This window comes from Paenibacillus castaneae (assembly GCF_002884445.1).
GTDB lineage: Bacteria > Bacillota > Bacilli > Paenibacillales > Paenibacillaceae > Pristimantibacillus > Pristimantibacillus castaneae.
This window is the reverse complement of sequence record NZ_KZ614144.1, coordinates 2436743-2455355: the sequence shown is the minus strand read 5'-3', so window position 1 is coordinate 2455355 and position 18613 is coordinate 2436743. Positions and strand designations below refer to the sequence as shown.

17 protein-coding genes are annotated in these 18613 nt (G+C 47.9%); 1 reads left to right on the top strand and 16 read right to left on the bottom strand.

Features of this window, described 5'->3' with window-relative positions; translation table 11 throughout:
* Positions 1 to 113: 113 nt before the first annotated feature.
* From CEF13_RS10475 to CEF13_RS10440, 8 genes are all read right to left on the bottom strand, one after another.
* Complete coding sequence (locus CEF13_RS10475) at positions 114 to 557, bottom strand: GatB/YqeY domain-containing protein (RefSeq protein ID WP_102710625.1); 444 nt, start codon at positions 555 to 557, stop codon at positions 114 to 116.
* Between the two features lie 15 nt (positions 558 to 572).
* Positions 573 to 746 (bottom strand): 30S ribosomal protein S21, encoded by a 174-nt coding sequence (gene rpsU / locus CEF13_RS10470; RefSeq protein WP_005547957.1) that lies wholly within the window; start codon positions 744 to 746, stop codon positions 573 to 575.
* Between the two features lie 85 nt (positions 747 to 831).
* A complete protein-coding gene (locus CEF13_RS10465) occupies positions 832 to 1185 on the bottom strand; it encodes a histidine triad nucleotide-binding protein (RefSeq protein WP_102710624.1) in 354 nt (117 codons plus the stop codon).
* A 116-nt stretch (positions 1186 to 1301) separates the two neighbouring features.
* The gene (locus tag CEF13_RS10460) at positions 1302 to 1619 is read right to left on the bottom strand and encodes a hypothetical protein (RefSeq protein ID WP_102710623.1); all 318 of its coding nucleotides are present in this window, start codon (positions 1617 to 1619) and stop codon (positions 1302 to 1304) included.
* Positions 1620 to 1692: 73 nt separating this feature from the next.
* Positions 1693 to 2316: a hypothetical protein gene (locus tag CEF13_RS10455; RefSeq protein ID WP_102710622.1), complete on the bottom strand. Its 624-nt coding sequence runs from the start codon at positions 2314 to 2316 to the stop codon at positions 1693 to 1695.
* Positions 2317 to 2328: 12 nt separating this feature from the next.
* Positions 2329 to 6216 (bottom strand): helicase-exonuclease AddAB subunit AddA, encoded by a 3888-nt coding sequence (addA, locus tag CEF13_RS10450; RefSeq protein ID WP_243864580.1) that lies wholly within the window; start codon positions 6214 to 6216, stop codon positions 2329 to 2331.
* 3 nt (positions 6217 to 6219) lie between these two features.
* The gene (addB, locus tag CEF13_RS10445) at positions 6220 to 9735 is read right to left on the bottom strand and encodes a helicase-exonuclease AddAB subunit AddB (protein WP_102710621.1); all 3516 of its coding nucleotides are present in this window, start codon (positions 9733 to 9735) and stop codon (positions 6220 to 6222) included.
* A gap of 33 nt (positions 9736 to 9768) precedes the next feature.
* On the bottom strand, positions 9769 to 11160 hold the full coding sequence (locus CEF13_RS10440; protein WP_102710620.1) for a class I SAM-dependent rRNA methyltransferase: 1392 nt from the start codon (positions 11158 to 11160) through the stop codon (positions 9769 to 9771).
* A gap of 102 nt (positions 11161 to 11262) precedes the next feature.
* On the opposite strand from CEF13_RS10440, the gene CEF13_RS10435 reads away from it, so the two are divergent.
* The gene (locus CEF13_RS10435; protein WP_102710619.1) at positions 11263 to 12237 is read left to right on the top strand and encodes a Na/Pi cotransporter family protein; all 975 of its coding nucleotides are present in this window, start codon (positions 11263 to 11265) and stop codon (positions 12235 to 12237) included.
* 2 nt (positions 12238 to 12239) lie between these two features.
* Here the strand turns inward: CEF13_RS10435 and CEF13_RS10430 are convergent, their stop codons facing one another.
* From CEF13_RS10430 to dnaJ, 8 genes are all read right to left on the bottom strand, one after another.
* The gene (locus CEF13_RS10430; protein WP_102710618.1) at positions 12240 to 12668 is read right to left on the bottom strand and encodes an NUDIX hydrolase; all 429 of its coding nucleotides are present in this window, start codon (positions 12666 to 12668) and stop codon (positions 12240 to 12242) included.
* A 117-nt stretch (positions 12669 to 12785) separates the two neighbouring features.
* A complete protein-coding gene (gene mtaB / locus CEF13_RS10425; protein WP_102710617.1) occupies positions 12786 to 14165 on the bottom strand; it encodes a tRNA (N(6)-L-threonylcarbamoyladenosine(37)-C(2))-methylthiotransferase MtaB in 1380 nt (459 codons plus the stop codon).
* Between the two features lie 5 nt (positions 14166 to 14170).
* Complete coding sequence (locus CEF13_RS10420) at positions 14171 to 14947, bottom strand: RsmE family RNA methyltransferase (RefSeq protein WP_102716328.1); 777 nt, start codon at positions 14945 to 14947, stop codon at positions 14171 to 14173.
* A gap of 143 nt (positions 14948 to 15090) precedes the next feature.
* Positions 15091 to 15765: a site-2 protease family protein gene (locus CEF13_RS10415; RefSeq protein ID WP_102710616.1), complete on the bottom strand. Its 675-nt coding sequence runs from the start codon at positions 15763 to 15765 to the stop codon at positions 15091 to 15093.
* Positions 15765 to 16748, bottom strand: a complete 984-nt coding sequence (gene prmA / locus CEF13_RS10410; protein WP_102710615.1) for a 50S ribosomal protein L11 methyltransferase — start codon at positions 16746 to 16748, stop codon at positions 15765 to 15767. The genes CEF13_RS10415 and prmA overlap by 1 nt, the downstream gene beginning before the upstream one ends.
* A gap of 206 nt (positions 16749 to 16954) precedes the next feature.
* Positions 16955 to 17161 (bottom strand): hypothetical protein, encoded by a 207-nt coding sequence (locus CEF13_RS10405; RefSeq protein ID WP_102710614.1) that lies wholly within the window; start codon positions 17159 to 17161, stop codon positions 16955 to 16957.
* Positions 17162 to 17212: 51 nt separating this feature from the next.
* Complete coding sequence (locus tag CEF13_RS10400; protein WP_102710613.1) at positions 17213 to 17368, bottom strand: YfhD family protein; 156 nt, start codon at positions 17366 to 17368, stop codon at positions 17213 to 17215.
* Positions 17369 to 17476: 108 nt separating this feature from the next.
* Complete coding sequence (gene dnaJ / locus CEF13_RS10395; RefSeq protein ID WP_102710612.1) at positions 17477 to 18610, bottom strand: molecular chaperone DnaJ; 1134 nt, start codon at positions 18608 to 18610, stop codon at positions 17477 to 17479.
* Positions 18611 to 18613 lie beyond the last annotated feature (3 nt).

Below are 18613 nucleotides of genomic sequence, written 5' to 3'. Positions count from 1 at the left end.
TACGAATAAATTTTAACAATGTTTCATAAATGTTCACATTATTATAGCATCGTTTCTGAATTGCACAAAAAAACACCTCCGTTAAGAGGTGTTTTGTGAGTCCGAATGTTTAGTTAGTTTAGAAGTTGCTGCACGAACTGATTTACTAGTTTACCATCAGCGCGTCCCTTCGTTTTTGGCAAAAGGGCACTCATAACTTTTCCCATATCGGCTTTAGAAGAAGCACCGAGTTCATGGATGGTCTGCGTTACTATCTCTTGAATCTCTTCTTCAGTCAGCTGTTCGGGAAGGTATTGACTAATAATTTCAATTTCGACCACAAGACCCGCTACTAAATCATCACGGCCGGCTTTTTTAAATTCTTGGAGGGAATCTTTACGTTGTTTGATTTCACGACTCAATATGTCAAGCACTTCTTGATCGTCCAAAGGACGCTTGAGATCGATTTCCAAGTTCTTCACAGATGCGCGCATCATACGAATAACGGATAGTTTGAACTTGTCCTGATTCTTCATGGCTTGCTTCATATCGTCGGTCAATCTTTCGCTCAGGTTCATTATGGAAGGATCCTCCTAAAACTTTCTCTTGCGCGCAGCCTCAGACTTCTTCTTGCGCTTCACGCTTGGCTTTTCATAATGCTTACGTTTTTTCACCTCAGCTAGAACTCCATCTTTAGCGATGGAACGTTTAAAGCGGCGAAGCGCAGCATCAATAGTTTCGTTTTTGCGAACTTTAGTTTCAGACACCAGTTTTCCCTCCCTCCGAAACAGACCGTCCAGAGCTATAACACGGTTTATCAAATTTCATTATAAGTCAAACTAAATCCCAGTGTCAACTTTGGATATCACCTAATAATGGAGGAAGCTTTGCTCCCCCTAATAAATGGAGGTGAAGATGGTATACGACTTGTCCTCCATCGGCATTCACATTGTTCACCAGTCTGTAGCCGGATTCCGCAATTCCTTGCTCCTTCGCGATTTGTCGCGCTACTGCGAACATTTCAGCGATAAGCGGCCCATCTTCATCCGTTACATCATTCATTGTTGGAATATGCTTTTTGGGAATAATCAATATATGTACAGGAGCAAGAGGCTGAATGTCGTGAAAAGCCAATATCCGTTCATTCTCAAAAACTTTATTTGATGGAATGGTACCTTCTATTATCTTGGCAAAAATATTGTCCATAAGGTTCACCCCCTTATTCATTACTGCTCTTCTATCATAACGAAAATATGGACGCACGTCCAATTTTCGATTGCCGCCCTTGCAGTCCATCACGCAGGACGGCGTTCGAACCCTGCTCAAAAATAAGGAAGTAGGGATACACCTGCTAGCGCAGCAACTGGGAATACTTGGCGAATGAATCGGCCTCGCGGATAATAAGGATAAGGATAAATAGGATAACCCAGCGGCGGGTATGGCAACAAGGCTCTATTATCCCATTCGTTCGAGCCGCATGGTACGGCTATACTTAATCCATCGTCGTCCATATGTTCGATAAAACCGTCACAGCACCAGCCATCATGTGTATGAGCCAGCACATAACGATGCTTATTCGCTTCACACCATTGCTTCAATTGTTGAAAGTCTACCAGTTTATGTCCCTTTGCATGTTCCATCCTAACAGCCTCCTGTCACCTTATCATATGCGCAGGTAGGCATTTGGCTACTCGAACTTACAGCAAACTGCAATCAAGGGGTTTTCGTCAGCTCCGCTGAATGATTCTTCATCAACAGCTCCACCTTCTCTACCTTCTCAACCCAACCGATTCCGCTTGCCAAGCGGATTAGAGCATTTCGATTATCTTCGATATTTAAATTAATGGTGCTCAAAGTGGCATGCATAGCTTCAAGAGATTGTTTTAGCGTTAACAAATACGTTTGGTCAGCAGCTGTAAGTGGTCCAGCATAGCTGCCGATTGTTTGCAGTGCAGCTTCGACATTTTCTAAGAAATGATCCGTTTGATCTTCAACTGGCTTGTCCAATTGACCGTTAAGCTCTAGCGCTTTTTCTGCCAGCACCTCAAAGGACAATCCCTTCTGCATCGACTTCCCGGCTAAGAACTTCGCATGAAGCCGCTCCTCAACCCCTTGACTTTGAATCAAAGCATCAAGCTGAGGAATCAGCTCCTCGAAATATTGCAATGAATCTAATGCAGCCCCGTAAATTTGTTGCCCGTCATCGAATTTCTCTCCCTGTTTATGCTGCAAATAAAGGGAGTATAGAAATACGTTACCGATCAGGCTGAATACGAGCAAAATAAGAGTAATAGGCAGCGCGATAGAACGCTTGCCTGTTTGTTGCTGTTCCAACATTCCAACCTCCTTCTATGTTTGATCAGCTCTTAGGAGCTGTACCGATTGGCCTCCGTCAAAGAAAAATACATGGCATTGGTCAACTTTGCGTCCCAGAACAGACTCAATGGCTTCCGCATACAGCTCAAGCTGGAAGCGATGCCTCTCCGCTGCTGCTTCCCATTGACCCATATAAATGCGGTCGGTTTTGTAATCCAGCAATACAACGCCTTCCGAATCCTCAAATAAACAATCGATTACTCCTTGAATGAGTATAGGCTCTGCCGATAACGATTCATCTGAATTGGGGTATACACGGCTAGCAGGGAACATGCAGCTAAATGGCACCTCCCGCCGAACCCAAGAGGAATGTAATAAACGCTGTCCTAGATCACTGTTAAAAAACGCTGCGACACCAGGCAATTGAATGGCCTCCGATTGCTTCTTCGTTAACATTCGCCTATCGATCATACTCTCAAGCGTATTTCTCAAAAGTTCTTCATCCACCGCTTCGGTTAGCGGAACATGCTGCATAAGCAAGTGATTGACTGAGCCAATCTCCACTGCAGTCAGTGAAGCCTCCTCCATGAATGCAGGCCTTCTCAAGCGAAAAGTGGAGTTCACAGTCGATTCATTAGACGTTTCTGTTACGGCTGACCTAGTCTCCTGCTGCGGCTCCTGCATGTAGAACGCGTCCTCCATAACCTCCGCATGAAGCCTCTTCATTTCTGTTACGGATGTTTTTGCCGCAAGACCAGCCGCTGCCTGATGCGGATATTGCCATTCCAAACGAGAACGAAGCTGATCCTCAGCTTGTACATCTTCCAGAAGGGAAAGTGTAGTTACCGCCTGCAAACGTTCTTCCATTTCTGTTGCTAGCCCATCCTTTTCTTCCAGCGTAGCCGCAGCCTCTGTGCCAAATAAAGAGGCTGATACTATTCCCGCTTCCCAATTCGGAGCATTTGCAGCATTCGCATCATTGGCAGCATTCTCGTTCTCACCGTTCTTTTGCTCAGCTAGCTGCCTGGCAGCAAGCGGTCCTAACCAATCAATAAAGGAGCGAGCCGCTGCAACTCGAAAGTCCGGCATTCTTCCGTTAGCGTCAATAGAGGATAACCACCTCTTCAGCTTGATTTCCGCATCTGACACAGTAGCTACAAGAAACATTTTCTCCTTCGGCCGAGTCAAAGCTACGTACAAAATGCGCATTTCCTCCGCCAGCATCTCCATGCGCATGGCTCTGCGGATTGCGAGATACGGCAGTGTCGGATAGCTGATGCGCAGTGCCGGATCAACAAAGCGCGGTCCGAAGCCCAGCTGCTTGTGCTTTAAGAAGGCGCTGCGCATATCCTGCTGATTGAATAGCTTGCCTAATCCTGCTACAAATACGACAGGGAACTCAAGACCCTTGCTCTTGTGAATCGACATGATTCTGACTACGTCCTCCTGCTCGCCAAGCGCTCTCGCTGTCCCCAAATCTCCGCCGCTGTCCCGCATACGTTCAATGAATCGCAAAAACCGAAACAATCCGCGAAACGAGGTCGCTTCATATTGCCTTGCCCGGTCGTGCAGGGCACGCAAATTCGCTTGCCTCTGGGTTCCACCGTTCAAGCCGCCCACGAAATCGTAATAGCCGGTTTCACGATAAATCTCCCATAATAAATTAGCAAGCGAGCCTTGTCTGGCTTCTTCACGCCAACGGTCCAGGCTATCCAGAAAGAGTGATAGCTTACGCCGTGACTCATCATCCAAATGTAAATCACCCGCTGCATGAAGCACTGCATCGTAATACGATGCTTTTGGCGATTGTATGCGAATTCTCGCCAACTCATCTGCATCAAGCCCGAATAAGGGAGAACGAAGGGCTGCAGCAAGCGGAATATCCTGATATGGATTATCGATTACGCGAAGCAAGGAAAGCATCGTCTCAACCTCTATCGCATCGAAATAACCGCTGCTCAACTCGGCATATGCAGGTATTCCAGACAATTGCAGCTCCTCAATAATGATGGGAGCCCACTGCTGTGTCGCGCGCAGAAGGATAACCACATCTCTCCATTGCAGAGGCCGCACTTCACGTCGTTTGCCATCAAAAACCTGATACCCGTTATCTATCATCGATCGAAGCTGCTGCGCTATCCAGCGCGCCTCCAGCTGGGCAGTCTTCAGCTCGGAAGGAGATGTTGTATCGCTGCCGTTATCCGTTTCCTCTGCTTCATCCGTAGACTCGGATTGATCCAAACTATTGTCCTCATCGCTCTCGTCCGCATCTGCTTTATTTAATACTGCAAATTCGACTTGAAAGTGAGCAGCCGTTTCAGGCGGCGGATAAGCTGCCCCACATACCAGCTCGGCACGCTCGTCATAATCCATCTCGGCTATGTTCTCACGCATTATAGCGCGGAACACCGCATTTACCCCGTCCACGACCTCTGAGCGGCTGCGGAAGTTTCTAGCGAGATCGATACGCAGTCCAGAAGCATTATCCGCGCCGGAGCGCTTATCGTCATCATGTCGAGAAAGGTATGATTTATACTTTTGCAAAAACAGCTTAGGCTCTGCCAATCGAAACCGGTAAATACTTTGCTTGACATCGCCTACCATAAAGCGATTTCCTCTGCCAGGCTTTGCAATCAACGAGACGATCGCTTCTTGCACCATATTCGTATCTTGATATTCATCAAGCAAAATTTCTTCGAATTGCTGCTGGTATTCTAATGCAGCAATAGATGGCATCACATTGCTTGGCGTAGATACAGGATCTCTCAATATTCTTAAGCAGTAATGCTCCAAATCACCGAAATCAAGCAGCCCTTTCGCCCGTTTTTCCTTCTCGTAGCCCTGTCCGAATTCAATGACTAGCTCCGCAAGGGCGCGCATAAGCGGTGCAAGCTCCTTCAGCTCGTCTGAAAACTGCTCTGCGCTGCGGCCAAACAGCTCATCAGCGAGCGTATTGATCCCTTTCTTGGCGAGGTCACGTAATTCCTTCGCTTGCTCCTGAAGGGATTTATCATATTCATCGCCGCGCAGCGCCTTCAATTTACCGAATTGTATTTCCTGAAATGGACCCATCCATGCTTCCCACGGCGTCGTATGAATCATTTCAGCGAGACTGTTTACTAATGTTAAATCATTATCGAAAGTTTCCCCATATGGAGCAGGCCCTGCAGGCTGGCGCGTAAGCTCAAGCGCTTGGTGCAGAAGTGATGCCGCACCTTCAAGAGCAAGCAGAATGTCGCTATGAAGGCTCTTTACCCATTCACTGTCCTGCAGTTCCTTAACGTCTGCTACATCGAATGCTTCCGCCGTTTGTCTCAGCCATTCCTCCGGCCAAGGATGACTTTGGGCGAAATCGTATAACTGTTGAACCAGCCGATATAGAGGCTCATCGCCTCGCTCACCGCCGTAACGGTCTGCCAGACGTAAAAAAGCTCCGTCATCGCCTGCACCCTCATACTTCTGCTCGAACAGCTGATCCAGCACATCTAGTCTCAATAGCTCGCTTTCCGTTTCGTTTGCAATTCGAAAACCGGGATCAAGACCGATAAGCGGATAATACCGTCTAATTACATCGAGACAGAACGAATGAAGTGTTGTGATAGACGCGCGGTTCATTAAAGCGAGCTGGCGCCGCAAATGCTCAGAATCGGGCTGACGCTCAAGCTCCTTCTCTAAAGCAAGCCGGATTCGATCCTTCATCTCAGCAGCGGCCGCCTTTGTGAACGTAGCAACAAGCAAACGATCAACATCGGTATTCGCTGAGATTTTACGAATGATGCGCTCAACGAGAACGGCCGTTTTGCCAGAGCCCGCTGCCGCCGCAACAAGTATATTGGATCCGCTTGTCACGATAGCATCCCATTGATCATCCGTCCAATTGCTGTTCTCCGGCTTCGGCGTATCCTTTGCAGTATGCATCATCCGTTATTCCTCCTCCAGCTGCTTCCAAATATCTTCTTTGCTTTGTTTGGCCAGCTTTCTATATTCATTTCCTTCGAACAGCGTATCAAACTGGCAGACTGCTTTATAATCACAATACTGACAAGGTGTTTTGGTCCCAGCACGATACGGCTCAATCGACACCTCTCCCGCTAGAATAGCACTGCCGATTTTTCCGATCTTACTTCTAACTGAGCTGCGCAGGACATCCCATTGCTCATTCGATACGACGGAAGAGCTGCTGTAGAAGCTGCCGTCACGCTTTAATGCGACTGGAAGAAGCTCTGAGTAACCCGTATCCAAGTCATCATCCATCAGCTTCACTGTAGCAGCATCTGCCGTGATCAGACCGCGCATCTTGTAACGCTTGAGTAATTTCCCATTAACTTCTGATGGATTCATTCCATTTGAGAGAGCTAGAAGCGGATTATGGACATGGAAATAAAGAACTCCCGCTGGGGAAGCTGGCTGGCCGAGCCACCCTGATGCATGCGTTACGAGAACATCCAAATACGTAAGCATTTGAAGAGAAAGGCCGTAAGCTACCTCCTCTAATCGAAGCTGAGTCGCACTCGATTTGTAATCCAGCACCCGAAGCAATAATCCTTGCTCTGTCTCTGCTGCATCAACCCGATCAATTCTTCCGATAATCTCCATCATCCCGTCGTTTTCGAGCGGAATTTGGAGAGAAGGCAGCGTGCCCTCCGGTCCGAAATCCACCTCTGTTCCAACCGGATGGAAGTGGGCCCTTCTCGCATGCTCACCAAGCATAATAGCTGCTTGTCCTACTATTTCCTTCAGCTTGCGCGCGATATATTGAAATCTGCTGCTGCTGAGCAAAATCTGAGATTGCAGCTTAGGCGCAAGCTCGTCTACGGTTTTAGCTGCTGCTGCCCTTAATTCATCATGCGTTGCCTGGCCCCAGCGCTGTCCGTAGCCGCTTGCTAATTTGCTTAGTGCAGCATGAAAGAGCTGCCCTACATCAGGAGCATCAAGGCGGTACAGCTTTCGTTCCCGCAGCTTCAAGCCGTGAATAGCAAAATGCTGGAATGGACAAGACACAAAACGTTCCATTCGAGATACGCTAACCTGCAAACGCGCTCCATACAATGACCTTGCTGTATCTCTGGACAACGCATATTCTTGATTCACATAATGCAAGGAGCCAGTTAGAAGCTGCAGCTTAGGCTGCCATTCCGGCCGAACGGCAAACCAATTGTACATATCCCACCAAAAAGGTGCTATTGCTGCGCCTTGACGCCAGCTTCGTATAGCTGCAATCAAATAAGAGAGCGTTCGCTGTGGCTGTGATATAAACATCCTTTGCTCGGAAGCAGGCATGCTGGGAGACGGTTCCGCAGCAGCGCTGTATACTGAAATCCCTGGGAAAAGCTGACGAACATGGCGTACAATCTCCGATGGCAGCAAGCTTTTCCCTTCCTCATCCGCTTGAGCCCAGCTCAGCCATAAATGGCAGCTTGGTGTCGTTAATGCGTTATAAATCATAAAGCGTTCGTCCAGCAATCGACGGCGTACGCTTGGCGCCATTTCGAGACCATTCTCAGCCAGCTGTTCGCGCTCAGGCTCTGTAAGAATGCCATCTTCCTTCACCCGCATCGGCATAACGCCATCATTCGCGCCTAGAACATAACATACCTTTACATTTCCTGACCGTGTTCGATCCATGCTCCCAATCAATACCTGATCAAGCGAAGGCGGAACTGCTGCCAGCTTCAAGCTGTCTAGTCCGGCTTCAACCATGCCCGCGAATAGCTCGGGCGTTACCTGCTGTGTTCCCGCAAGCTCCACCAATTGATCCAAAAGCGCCATTATACTGTCCCAAAGCTGACGATGGCTTCTAGCTCGCTGCGTCTTGCCTGCCTCAATATCTTGATTGCTCCAGCGTTCCAATCGGTCCGCCGCATCAGAATGATCGAGCAAGCGATACAAAGCTTCGCACATCGCTTGGACATTGTCTGCTTTCTTCAGCGCGTCGCCAAAGCGGCGAAGCGGAGGCACAATTGCCTCACGTGCAGCAAGCACAATATCGAATTCCCGCTGCGCTTTATCACTAATTTTGGTTTCTATTTCTGAGTCATCGTCATCAAGCGATACTGGCACCAACGGATGCCATGGACGTTTATCCAGCCATTTCCACCCGTCAATTCCTGCTGCCAGCGCATAATTTTCCAGTAAGTCGAACCATTCCCTTAACAAGCTGCCATCCATCGGGAACAGCATCTCCGTTTTGACGCAGCGAAACACCGCATCATACCGCCAACCAAACAATACGGTCTCAAGCGCAGAACGGATAAATTCAACAAGCGGATGATGAACAGCTTTTTCCTTCTGATCGATAAAATAAGGAATGCCGTAATCGGCAAATACGAGCGTCATATAATCTGTATAATCCTCCGCATTGCGAACCATAACCGCTATGTCACGCCAGCGAATGCTTTCATTCTGTGCTCTGCGAATAATATCGCGCGCGACTGCCTCCACCTCGGCCCGCCTGTTTGCTGCCGCATGCAGGGAAACTCCACAGCGTGCATTCTCGTGGTCCAGTATGGATTTGTCTACAATAAGCATCGGAGTGCGTTCACTGTAGTGCTTCTCCAAGTGGGCTAGCATTGGATTTTCCCGGAACCGAGCAGGAGGCTCATTCCCAAGCAATAACGGTGAATGTACGGTTACATCATGCTGAGCTGCCAGCTCCATCAGCTTGTTATACGTTTCTGCCGTCGGATGGAACAGCTCCAGCTCATGCGGCAATTCTCCAGTCTCATATAACCGGTTTAACGTAAGGGTGACGGTAACCTGAGCCGAGGATGCCATCAAGGCACTAAGCGCTTCATACTCTGTAGGAGTGAAGCCGTAGAAGCCGTCGACCCATATTTGAGCTCCCTGCATCGTCGTCGCATGTGAGAAGCCATCCTGCAAATAACGCAAATAATCCTCGGCGTCAATATATAAGCCCGCGAGTTCCTGTTCCATTTGGCTGTAGATAAGCTGCAAATCATGCAGCTTGCGTTTCAATAAAGAAGAGTGGTCCGTACCAGCTTCTGAATTCCGCTTATCCTCCAGCAATTCGGCGTCGATACCATATCTTTTCCATTCCGTAATAAGCTCAGCCAGCCGGTCAATAAATCCCGGCTGTTCCGCGCCGCTTTGAAACAGCTCCAGCTGCTGACCTAATCGATGAACGATTTTGTACAGCAGCATATGTTTTCCTGTATCACCGATGGGAATAAGAGCTGTTCCGCCTGTCTCCTGCATCACACGGAAGGCAAGCCTGCGGAAGCTAAGCGCCTGTGCTCGTATCGTACCGTTCAGCTCTCCGCTTTGAAGCAGTGCATATTCCGTCTGAAACGTCGCCTGCTCTGGAACGAGCATGATTAGCGGCGGTCCGTCCGGTTCGCTTCGGAGCTGTTCTCTGATCTCGTTCAAGCAATAAGACGTTTTGCCGGTTCCCGAACGGCCAATGACAAAGCGAAGCGACATGTGCAACTCTCCCGTCTATGCGATATTAACCGCTTATTTGCTTCTCACTTCGAAAATAGCGAATTTTAAATAATGTCCTTCCGTAACGCCCAGCAGCTGCGGGTGATCTTTGCCAGCTGCGCGCCATTCGACCAAACGAAGCAGTTTTCCTGCGTCAGTTGCCGCTTCTTGTATCGTTTCCAGAAATAAATCAGGCTTCATATGATAAGAACAACTAGCTGTGACTAAATATCCACCCTCATTCACAAGCTTCAATCCTTGCAAATTGATATCCTTATAACCGCGAATCGCTCCCGGTACTGCGCTTTTTGTTTTTGCAAAGGCAGGCGGGTCCAAAATGACGACATCCCATGTACGCCCTGCCTTGCTCTCCAGCTTCTTCGAGGTATCTACTCCGCCTTGTCCTCGCTGCCTCCGCTCATCGAGTCCTTTCACTTGCGCGCGTAAATACTCGAATGCATCTGCAACAACAAATTCAACACGGTCTGTGAAGCCATTACGTTCCACATTGCGTTTGGCTGTTTCAATGGCATGCTCGGAAACATCCAGGCAAGTAACCTTCTTCGCGCCGTGCTTGCACGCATTCAACGTGAAGCTGCCTGTATGAGCAAAGCATTCCAGCACGGAAGCGCCATCCCAATAAGGGAAGGAAACGATTTTCCCATTTGCATTCACAGGAACTTGTCCTGAAGCAGCATCAAGCATCACATTTGCAGCATCCGTCTCCAGTTCATTTCTGTCTACCAATGAAATACCACTGCGTCCGCCCCAGCCCGTCATGAGCGGCGCTATGGCTGCCCGATTCTCACGCTGATCAAAGAAATAGCCTGTTTTCTGCCCTTCCACAATATCCACTTCCAGCTTGAGTCCATTTTCCTCAATCTCAATGATAGGTGGACAATCTCCGTACAGTGTACCGGTTCGCTCCTCCAAGCCTTCCAGCAATCGCACACCTACATCGCTGCGCTCGTAGATGCCTTTTGGCTGAAACACATCGATTAGTGCTTGTATCAAAGCATCGCGTCTAATATCCATTCCAAGCGTCAACAGCTGCAAAACAAGCACATCATTGAAACGATCAACGACAAGACCAGGCAGGAAGTCTGCCTCCCCGTACACAAGCCTGCAGTCCGTATCTGTAACAAAGCGGCGCCGATGCTCTTGACATTGGCGGAGCCGATCACGGAAAAATTCCGTATCCATCTTTTCAATTGGTTGATACGCGACTATACGGACCGTAATTTGCGATTTCGGGTTCCAATAGCCCGTTGCCAAATAACGTCCTTGATGGGTTACGACATCTACCAAATCACCTGGTTTCGCTTCACCCTCTAAACGATCAATTTCCGATGCGTACACCCAAGGCTGACCTTGCTCCAGTCTTTTTTTTCTCGTTTTTTGCAGAAAAATTTTCGAATTGCTCATGTTTATCTACCCCTCGATTAAATAGCTTGTCATGCTAGTTTTATATCCAGCATATGTATACCTACGAAACGAACCTCTTACAAAAGAAAAAGGAGAAGACTCATGATACATTCGATTCTCATTCCCATGCTTCTGGGCTTTTCCGTATTTATGTGCGGAATGAAGCTGATGGAGCTTGCGCTGCATCGACTTGCCGGCCCCTATTTATCCGGTGTTTTGGAGCGCTCTACCGCTACCCCGCTGCATGGACTAGCTATTGGCACCATAACAACTGCCTTTCTTCAAAGCAGCACTGCCGTTACAGTCATCGCAATAGGCATGGTCAACGCAGGGCTTCTTACCTTCCCGCGAACGTTAGGCATTATATTGGGAACGAATATTGGCACTTGTATTACAACCGAGCTGATTGGACTGAATTTAAATAAGCTTGCAGTCCCTCTGCTGGCAGCTTCTATAGGAATATGGCTCATTACGGCTCTACTAGGAGAATTGCGTCTCATTCCTTCTTTGCAGTCAACACGTTGGATTGACCCGTTTCGCTCTTCTGCAGTTGTTCTATGCGGCTTCGCATTGCTTCTGACGGGCATGACGATCATGCAGGGTGTCGGGCCTGCTGTACAGGAGAGCGAAATGTTCGGCTGGTTCCTCGCCAAAGCAGGCGAAAGTCTCTGGTGGGGACTTGCAGCAGGTGCAATTCTAACTGCCGCCGTTCATAGCAGCGCAGCTGTAATAGGCATAATTATGGGCTTTGTTTCGATTGGAGCGATGCCGATTGAACTAGGAGTTGCCGTTGTTCTAGGAGCCAATATCGGAACCTGTGCAACCGCATTGCTAGCTTCTATCGGAGGCTCAAAAGCTGGTCAGTATGTGGCATTCTCGCACGTTGTTCTCAACGCAGGCGGTGCACTGCTTTTTATGCCATTCATAGGAGAGCTCAGCGCCGTATCTGAATGGGTTTCCTCGTCGGCTGCCGGGACCATAGCCCACTCACAGACTATATTCAATATTCTAAGTTCATTAATCGCGCTGCCATTCTGTTATTTAAAACCATTTCGCAAGCTGGACACCGCAGCCTAGCTTTAATCAAACTGCACATTAAGCTGCTGAAGAGCCCCAGCCAATATGCGAAGATTATTCTCATAGCCGGACTGTTTCTGAAGCTTCCAAGCCTCCAGCGGTTCAAACCAGTCAACTCCGCGTATCTCTTCCACCTGCGCTTGCAGGGAGCCGCCGATCGCCTCAACCAAGTAATAATGAACTTCTTTATCTACTTTGCCGAGCTTATCATGCTCATATTGATACTTAATCTGATCAATTGGAGAAATGATTTTACCTTCGAGTCCCGTTTCCTCCCAAATTTCTCTCAAAGCCGTTTCTTCAATCGTTTCACCATTTTCCATCTTTCCTTTTGGCAGTGAAACTTTTCCGTAGCGATCTTGAATGAGCTGAATTTGCAGCTCTCCTTCGATACGGCGGTAGACGACGCCTCCAGCTGAAATTTCCTTCATGATAGGCTCCCTCCTTGCCATGTTTAATGATTAGTATATGCAACAAAGGATTCCTCCATCTTTTCCATAATAGGAATTGATAAGTAAAGGAATCCCTCGCATTCGTTAAAACTTCATTTATGCCTGTATTGCCTCAGGACGTTCGAGTACAAATGTGTGTACTTCCTGCGAAGGATGATCATCAAGAACACGAACTAGTGTCGCGCGACATTCATTGACGCCGGCTTCTGTAATTTTGACACGGCATAATTTGCCAATCAATGATTCTGTACCGTTAAATACAACTTGAATATAGTTGTCGGTATACCCCATGACAAGTCCTGTACCCGGAGCTCCCTTATAATCCCGTTCCGGAATAACATCGAGCACTTGCCCAACATACTGCTTCGCATACTGAAGCTGCATCTTCTCAGACAAATCAATCAGCTTATGGACGCGTTCATTTTTAATTTCCTCATCAACCTGCTCGTCCATCCGCGCTGCCGGTGTTCCTGTTCGTTTGGAGTACGGAAATACATGCATTTCCGCAAATTTCAACTCCTCCATAAAGCGGAAGCCGCTCTCGAACATTTCTTCTGTTTCCCCTGGGAAACCAACGATTACGTCTGTCGTGATTGCTACACCCGGCATCGCTTCATGAAGTCTTTTGATTTTGGCTGCGTACTCTTCCGTTGTATATTTACGACGCATCCGTTTCAATACGGAATCCTCGCCTGCTTGCAGCGGGATATGCAGGTGACGGCACATTTTGCTGGAACGATTCAGCACATCAATCATCGCATCGTCAATTTGACTTGCTTCGATGGAGCTGATCCGAATCCGCTCAAGCCCCTCCACCTTGTCCAAATCCCACAATAAGCTCGTTAAATTGTAGTTTTCCATATCGTCGCCATAGCCGCCTGTATGGATACCGGTCAATACGATTTCCTTATAACCGGAAGCGACCAGCTGCTTGGCCTGCTCCAGCACGCTTTGCGGTGCACGGCTGCGGGAAAGACCGCGTGACCATGGAATAATACAGAATGTGCAGAAGTTGTTGCAGCCTTCTTGGATTTTCAGGAAGGCGCGTGTGCGCTCGGAAAAGTCAGGTACATCAAGCTCTTCGAAATCTCGCGTTTTCATGATGTTGCGAACCGCATTAACCGGCTTGCGATCTTCCTGAATTCCATTTACGAAAGACATAATTTTCTCGCGATCCTGCGTGCCGATAACGAGATCTACACCTTCAATCGCCATAATTTCAGCAGGAGATGTCTGCGCATAACAGCCCGTTACCGCAATGACGGCATCTGGATTACGGCGAACCGCGCGTCTAATAATTTGACGGCTTTTCTTATCTCCCGTATTCGTTACCGTACATGTATTAATCAAATAAACATCCGCAGTCGATTCGAAATCGACCTGCTCGTAGCCTTCGTTTTTGAACAACTGCCATATCGCTTCTGTATCATAGAAGTTAACTTTGCAGCCTAGTGTATAAAATGCGACCGTTGGCATAGTGGTCACGCTCCTCCCATTTCACCGGATTCATATAGTAAGCAGGTCAATCCTACGATCCCTGCTGTTTCCGTTCGTAATATTCGTTTGCCTAAGCCGACCAAAACAGCGCCAGCAGCTTCAGCCTCGCTTGCTTCACGTTCCGTGAAGCCGCCCTCTGATCCGACAATGAGCAGGATACTGGGCGAATCAATTGCTCCAGATTGCAAAGCCCATTCACGCACAGCTGTACGCACACCTTTGCCGTGTGCGGCATCACCCTCGCGTTCATAGCAGAAAAGAGCCAAATCATAAGTATCTACAGATTTCATGAGCTCCCGCCAGCTATGCAGCGCCTGAATGCTCGGGATGCGGCTGCGGTGCGATTGCTCCGCTGCTTCCTTCGCTATTTTGCTCCAGCGTTCCAATCGCTTTGCTTCCTTCTTGCCGTCGTATTGCACAATCATTCGCTCGGACTCGAATGGGACAAATGCATAAGCTCCAATTTCCGTCCCTTTCTGTATAACAAGCTCCATCTTATCGCCTTTCGGCAAGCTCTGTGCAATAGTAACAGACCAATTAGGCTCGCTGTCCATTGGCAGCATCTCGATTATATCTGCTGTTATCCCTTCAGCAGCTGCTTCACGAACAGCAACCAGCGCCGTACGCGCCTGTCCGTCACTGACAATAAACTTATCACCCGGCTTCGTGCGCATAACTCGCAGCGCATGATGCGCATCCTCGCCTAATAAACGGATATCGGAGTCGCCGAACTGCTCCGCCGTTATAAAATATCGTTGCATCGTTGTTGTCCAACCACCCTTAAACAAATTCCATCCTTCATATTACCATGTTTCAAGCTGAAAAATCTATGAAAAACCATTGCCAGCCGTTCTCTGCTTAGCCAAAAAGACTAGCGTCATATCGAAGAAATGTCCAGCTATACTCATAAAAAGAGATTATACGCTGTTAACATCGTATTTTTTGTTAAGACGCCCACCAAGGAGAGGACAGGATCTAAAGTTACCTCGCGAAGAGGCGGAATAAATACGATAAGTAAAAAAATAATCATGCCCCATTGCACATTTTGATCCATCTTGTAACGCACCTTGAGCGGCATAAGATCCGCTATGATACGATACCCATCAAGCGGCGGAAGCGGAATGAGGTTGAAGATAAACAACAAAAAGTTGTACGTGATGAAATAAGTAAAGAATCGTTCCAAGGCTGCTGTAACACCTATAGATCCGGCTTCCAGAAGTCCAGAAACATCCAAGCCTACAAAAATGAATGCGCCTATGATACCCATCAATAGATTGCTTAGAGGCCCAACCGCAGTTACAATAATGCTCATCAGCCTCGGACTGCTGAATTTGCTCGGATTAACGGGTACTGGCTTCGCCCAGCCAAAACCCGCAATGAGAATAAGGAGTGTCCCCAGTATATCTAAATGGACGCGAGGATTAAGAGTAACGCGTCCAGCCTTATATGCTGTATCATCTCCAAATTTATAAGCGCTGTACGCATGGGCAAACTCATGCACAGTGAATGCGATAATCAGAGCCAATACTACGAATGGCAAATCCTCTAAAGGAAATCTGACAAACCTCTGTAAATCCATTAGTCCACCTTCGGCTTTCTCGCTACGAATGCAATCCATTCCTCATCGCGATGCTTCTCGACTAGTTCAAATCCTGCCTGGAGCAATCCTTGCTCTACAACAGACTCTTTATTCTCGTAAACTCCCGAAGCGATATATAAACCATTTGGTTTTAGAGAAGCATATACATCGTCAACGAACAATAATATAACCTCCGCCAAAATATTGGCAACTACGAGATCAACCGGCACTGATACCTTCAAAGCTGCTGCATTGTCTGATACGCCTTCATTGAGCACGCCCAGCAGATCGCTAAGCTTGACCTCAACTTGATCCGACAGTCCGTTAAGCGCAACGTTTTCTGCAGCGCTCGAAACCGCTACAGGATCTAAATCCAGTGCCAATACACTTTTAACGCCTAATAGACAAGCACCTATTGCTAATATGCCTGAGCCTGTTCCTACATCGATCATCTCTTCTCCGCCGGTTACGACAGATTCAAGCGTCCTTAAGCATAAAGCAGTCGTCGGGTGCGTTCCTGTTCCAAAGGCCATCCCAGGGTCAAGCTCGATAATGCGCTCATCCGGTCCGGCTTCGTATTCCTCCCAGGTAGGTTTAATTGTAAGCGTATTGGATACCCGAATAGGCTTAAAATACTGCTTCCATGCGTCAGCCCAATCCTCGTCATCAACGAGTACCGCGGAATATTCCACGTTGCCTGGGTCTATATCAAATTCTCTTAGCTGCTCTACACGCGGCTTCAACGCTTCAATCATCGCATCTGCATCGGTATCGTCTGTAAAATAACCTTTAATAACGGCAGCGCCTTCCGGTATATCATTAAAAGCAATTTCATACCATTGCCCAAACGATGTATCACGCTTTTTATTGGTTGTACCCGATTCTTCAATGGATACGCCTCCGGCTCCCATTTCATGCAGGAAATTCGAAATCATTTCTTGCGCCTCTTCAGTTGTTATGATTGTTAGTTCGTTCCATTTCATATGTATGATCCTCCAATGACAAGCTTTATAGCCGTCGCCGTCATCTGACGGGAAATTTTAAAAAACCTAACCTCTATTGTACACCAGAGTAGCACCTTTACACAAAAAAAAGCACAAATCACTCTTCATGTTTCCAAGACATCAAATTCGCGCGTCTACATGCAGCAAAAAGAGCTTGCAGGCATTTGGCCTGCAAGCTCTTTTGGTTAATCGGATGTCATGCTCGTGTCTCCGCCAACTTGATGTATAAGATGAATCGCACGTTCCGCGATTGCTTCATCTACAGTGGCTGTAAAGGAGCTGCTCTCAGGAAGACCGCTCACCTCAAATGCGCGCAGCGCTTGAAGCTTGCGCCAAGCCTCCTGGGCAGCGTCCTCCCCTTTAAACATCGCTTGTATCTCAACCAAACTCATTTCTGATCCTCCTAAAGCTCTACAAAGCAAAACTAATGGCTATTTCCGCCGCTAGTTCTGCTCGTTTCGCTCATCTGCAGCGGCAGCACGCTGCGCTGCCTTGCGGTCAGCTTCGTCTGCTAGCTCTTCCGAAAATTCAACGTCCTCATTCTTGGCTACAGGAAGCTGTGCAAAATTTGTTTTCTCCAAATTAACTTTATCAGCCATTGTGTTGTCCCCTCCAGTTGTATGGTATGGTATTGGATTGTACCCGAATAGAATGTGTTTGTCCGCTGCAAACTATTCAGTGTGCAAACAAAAAAAAGACGTGCCGGGTTATTCACCACGGAACGCCTTTTTCATTTTGTTGAATATAGATTCATGATGTTCAGTTTCATTCGAAGTCGTAGAATCACCGCGCAATCCGCCAAACTGACGGAGCAGCTCCTTCTGGTCTTCCGTTAAGCTAGTCGGCGTTACGATTGTTACCTTCACATGCTGATCTCCTTGACCATAACCGCGCAGCTTAGGAACACCTTTGCCTTTAAGTCTAAAGTAGGTACCTGTTTGTGTTCCTGACGGCACCTTCAGCTTAATCTTCTCTGTAAGAGTTGGAATCTCAATTTCGTCTCCAAGCGCCGCTTGTACGAACGTTAGCGGAACTTCGCAATAAATATCATCGCCTTCACGCTCAAAGAACTCATGAGATTTCACGCGAATAACAATATACAAATCGCCTGCAGGTCCTCCGCGTAGTCCGCCTTCGCCTTCGCCGGACATACGGATTTGAGCGCCGTCATCCACGCCCGCCGGAATTCGAACGGATATTTTGCGTTGACGCTTCACTTTTCCAGCGCCATGACATGTTCCGCATTTTTCTTTTATGACACGGCCGGTACCGCTGCAGTTCGTACAAGCACGGCGGTTAACCATACGGCCAAATGGCGTATTTTGAACAACCTCCTGCTGCCCGCTTCCCTTACAAACTGTACACGTTTCCGGTTTCGTACCCGGCTTCGCACCATCGCCGTGACAGGTGTCACAGGTTTCTGTGCGTGGAATCGTGATTTCAGTTTCTTTGCCAAATACGGCTTCCTTAAACTCAACGGTCATCGTATATTGTAAGTCATTCCCGCGCTGCGGCGCGTTAGGATCGCGACGACCGCCTCCGCCACCGAAAAACATATCAAAAATATCACCAAAGCCGCCGCCAAAATCTTGACCGCCGCCTCCGCCCATGCCTTGATTGGGATCAACATGACCGAACCGGTCATAGGTTGAGCGTTTGCCGTCATCACTAAGCACGTCATACGCTTCTTTAACTTCCTTAAATTTCGTTTCCGCATCATCCGCTTTGTTTACGTCCGGATGATACTGGCGAGCCAGCTTACGATACGACTTCTTTATATCTTCCGCCGATGCTTCCTTGCTTACTCCAAGCACCTCATAATAATCACGTTTACTTGCCACCTG

Excerpts from the sequence above, each read along its gene's own strand:
- CEF13_RS10440 (WP_102710620.1), bottom strand. The coding sequence starts at position 11,160 with ATGAGCAATTCGAAAATTTTTCTGCAAAAAACGAGAAAAAAAAGACTG.
- CEF13_RS10455 (WP_102710622.1), bottom strand. The coding sequence starts at position 2,316 with ATGTTGGAACAGCAACAAACAGGCAAGCGTTCTATCGCGCTGCCTATT.
- mtaB (WP_102710617.1), bottom strand. The coding sequence starts at position 14,165 with ATGCCAACGGTCGCATTTTATACACTAGGCTGCAAAGTTAACTTCTAT.
- CEF13_RS10400 (WP_102710613.1), bottom strand. The coding sequence starts at position 17,368 with ATGGCTGATAAAGTTAATTTGGAGAAAACAAATTTTGCACAGCTTCCT.
- CEF13_RS10430 (WP_102710618.1), bottom strand. The coding sequence starts at position 12,668 with ATGAAGGAAATTTCAGCTGGAGGCGTCGTCTACCGCCGTATCGAAGGA.
- addB (WP_102710621.1), bottom strand. The coding sequence starts at position 9,735 with ATGTCGCTTCGCTTTGTCATTGGCCGTTCGGGAACCGGCAAAACGTCT.
- CEF13_RS10460 (WP_102710623.1), bottom strand. The coding sequence starts at position 1,619 with ATGGAACATGCAAAGGGACATAAACTGGTAGACTTTCAACAATTGAAG.
- CEF13_RS10405 (WP_102710614.1), bottom strand. The coding sequence starts at position 17,161 with ATGAGTTTGGTTGAGATACAAGCGATGTTTAAAGGGGAGGACGCTGCC.
- CEF13_RS10435 (WP_102710619.1), top strand. The coding sequence starts at position 11,263 with ATGATACATTCGATTCTCATTCCCATGCTTCTGGGCTTTTCCGTATTT.
- CEF13_RS10475 (WP_102710625.1), bottom strand. The coding sequence starts at position 557 with ATGAACCTGAGCGAAAGATTGACCGACGATATGAAGCAAGCCATGAAG.
- CEF13_RS10420 (WP_102716328.1), bottom strand. The coding sequence starts at position 14,947 with ATGCAACGATATTTTATAACGGCGGAGCAGTTCGGCGACTCCGATATC.
- prmA (WP_102710615.1), bottom strand. The coding sequence starts at position 16,748 with ATGAAATGGAACGAACTAACAATCATAACAACTGAAGAGGCGCAAGAA.
- addA (WP_243864580.1), bottom strand. The coding sequence starts at position 6,216 with ATGATGCATACTGCAAAGGATACGCCGAAGCCGGAGAACAGCAATTGG.
- CEF13_RS10415 (WP_102710616.1), bottom strand. The coding sequence starts at position 15,765 with ATGGATTTACAGAGGTTTGTCAGATTTCCTTTAGAGGATTTGCCATTC.
- CEF13_RS10465 (WP_102710624.1), bottom strand. The coding sequence starts at position 1,185 with ATGGACAATATTTTTGCCAAGATAATAGAAGGTACCATTCCATCAAAT.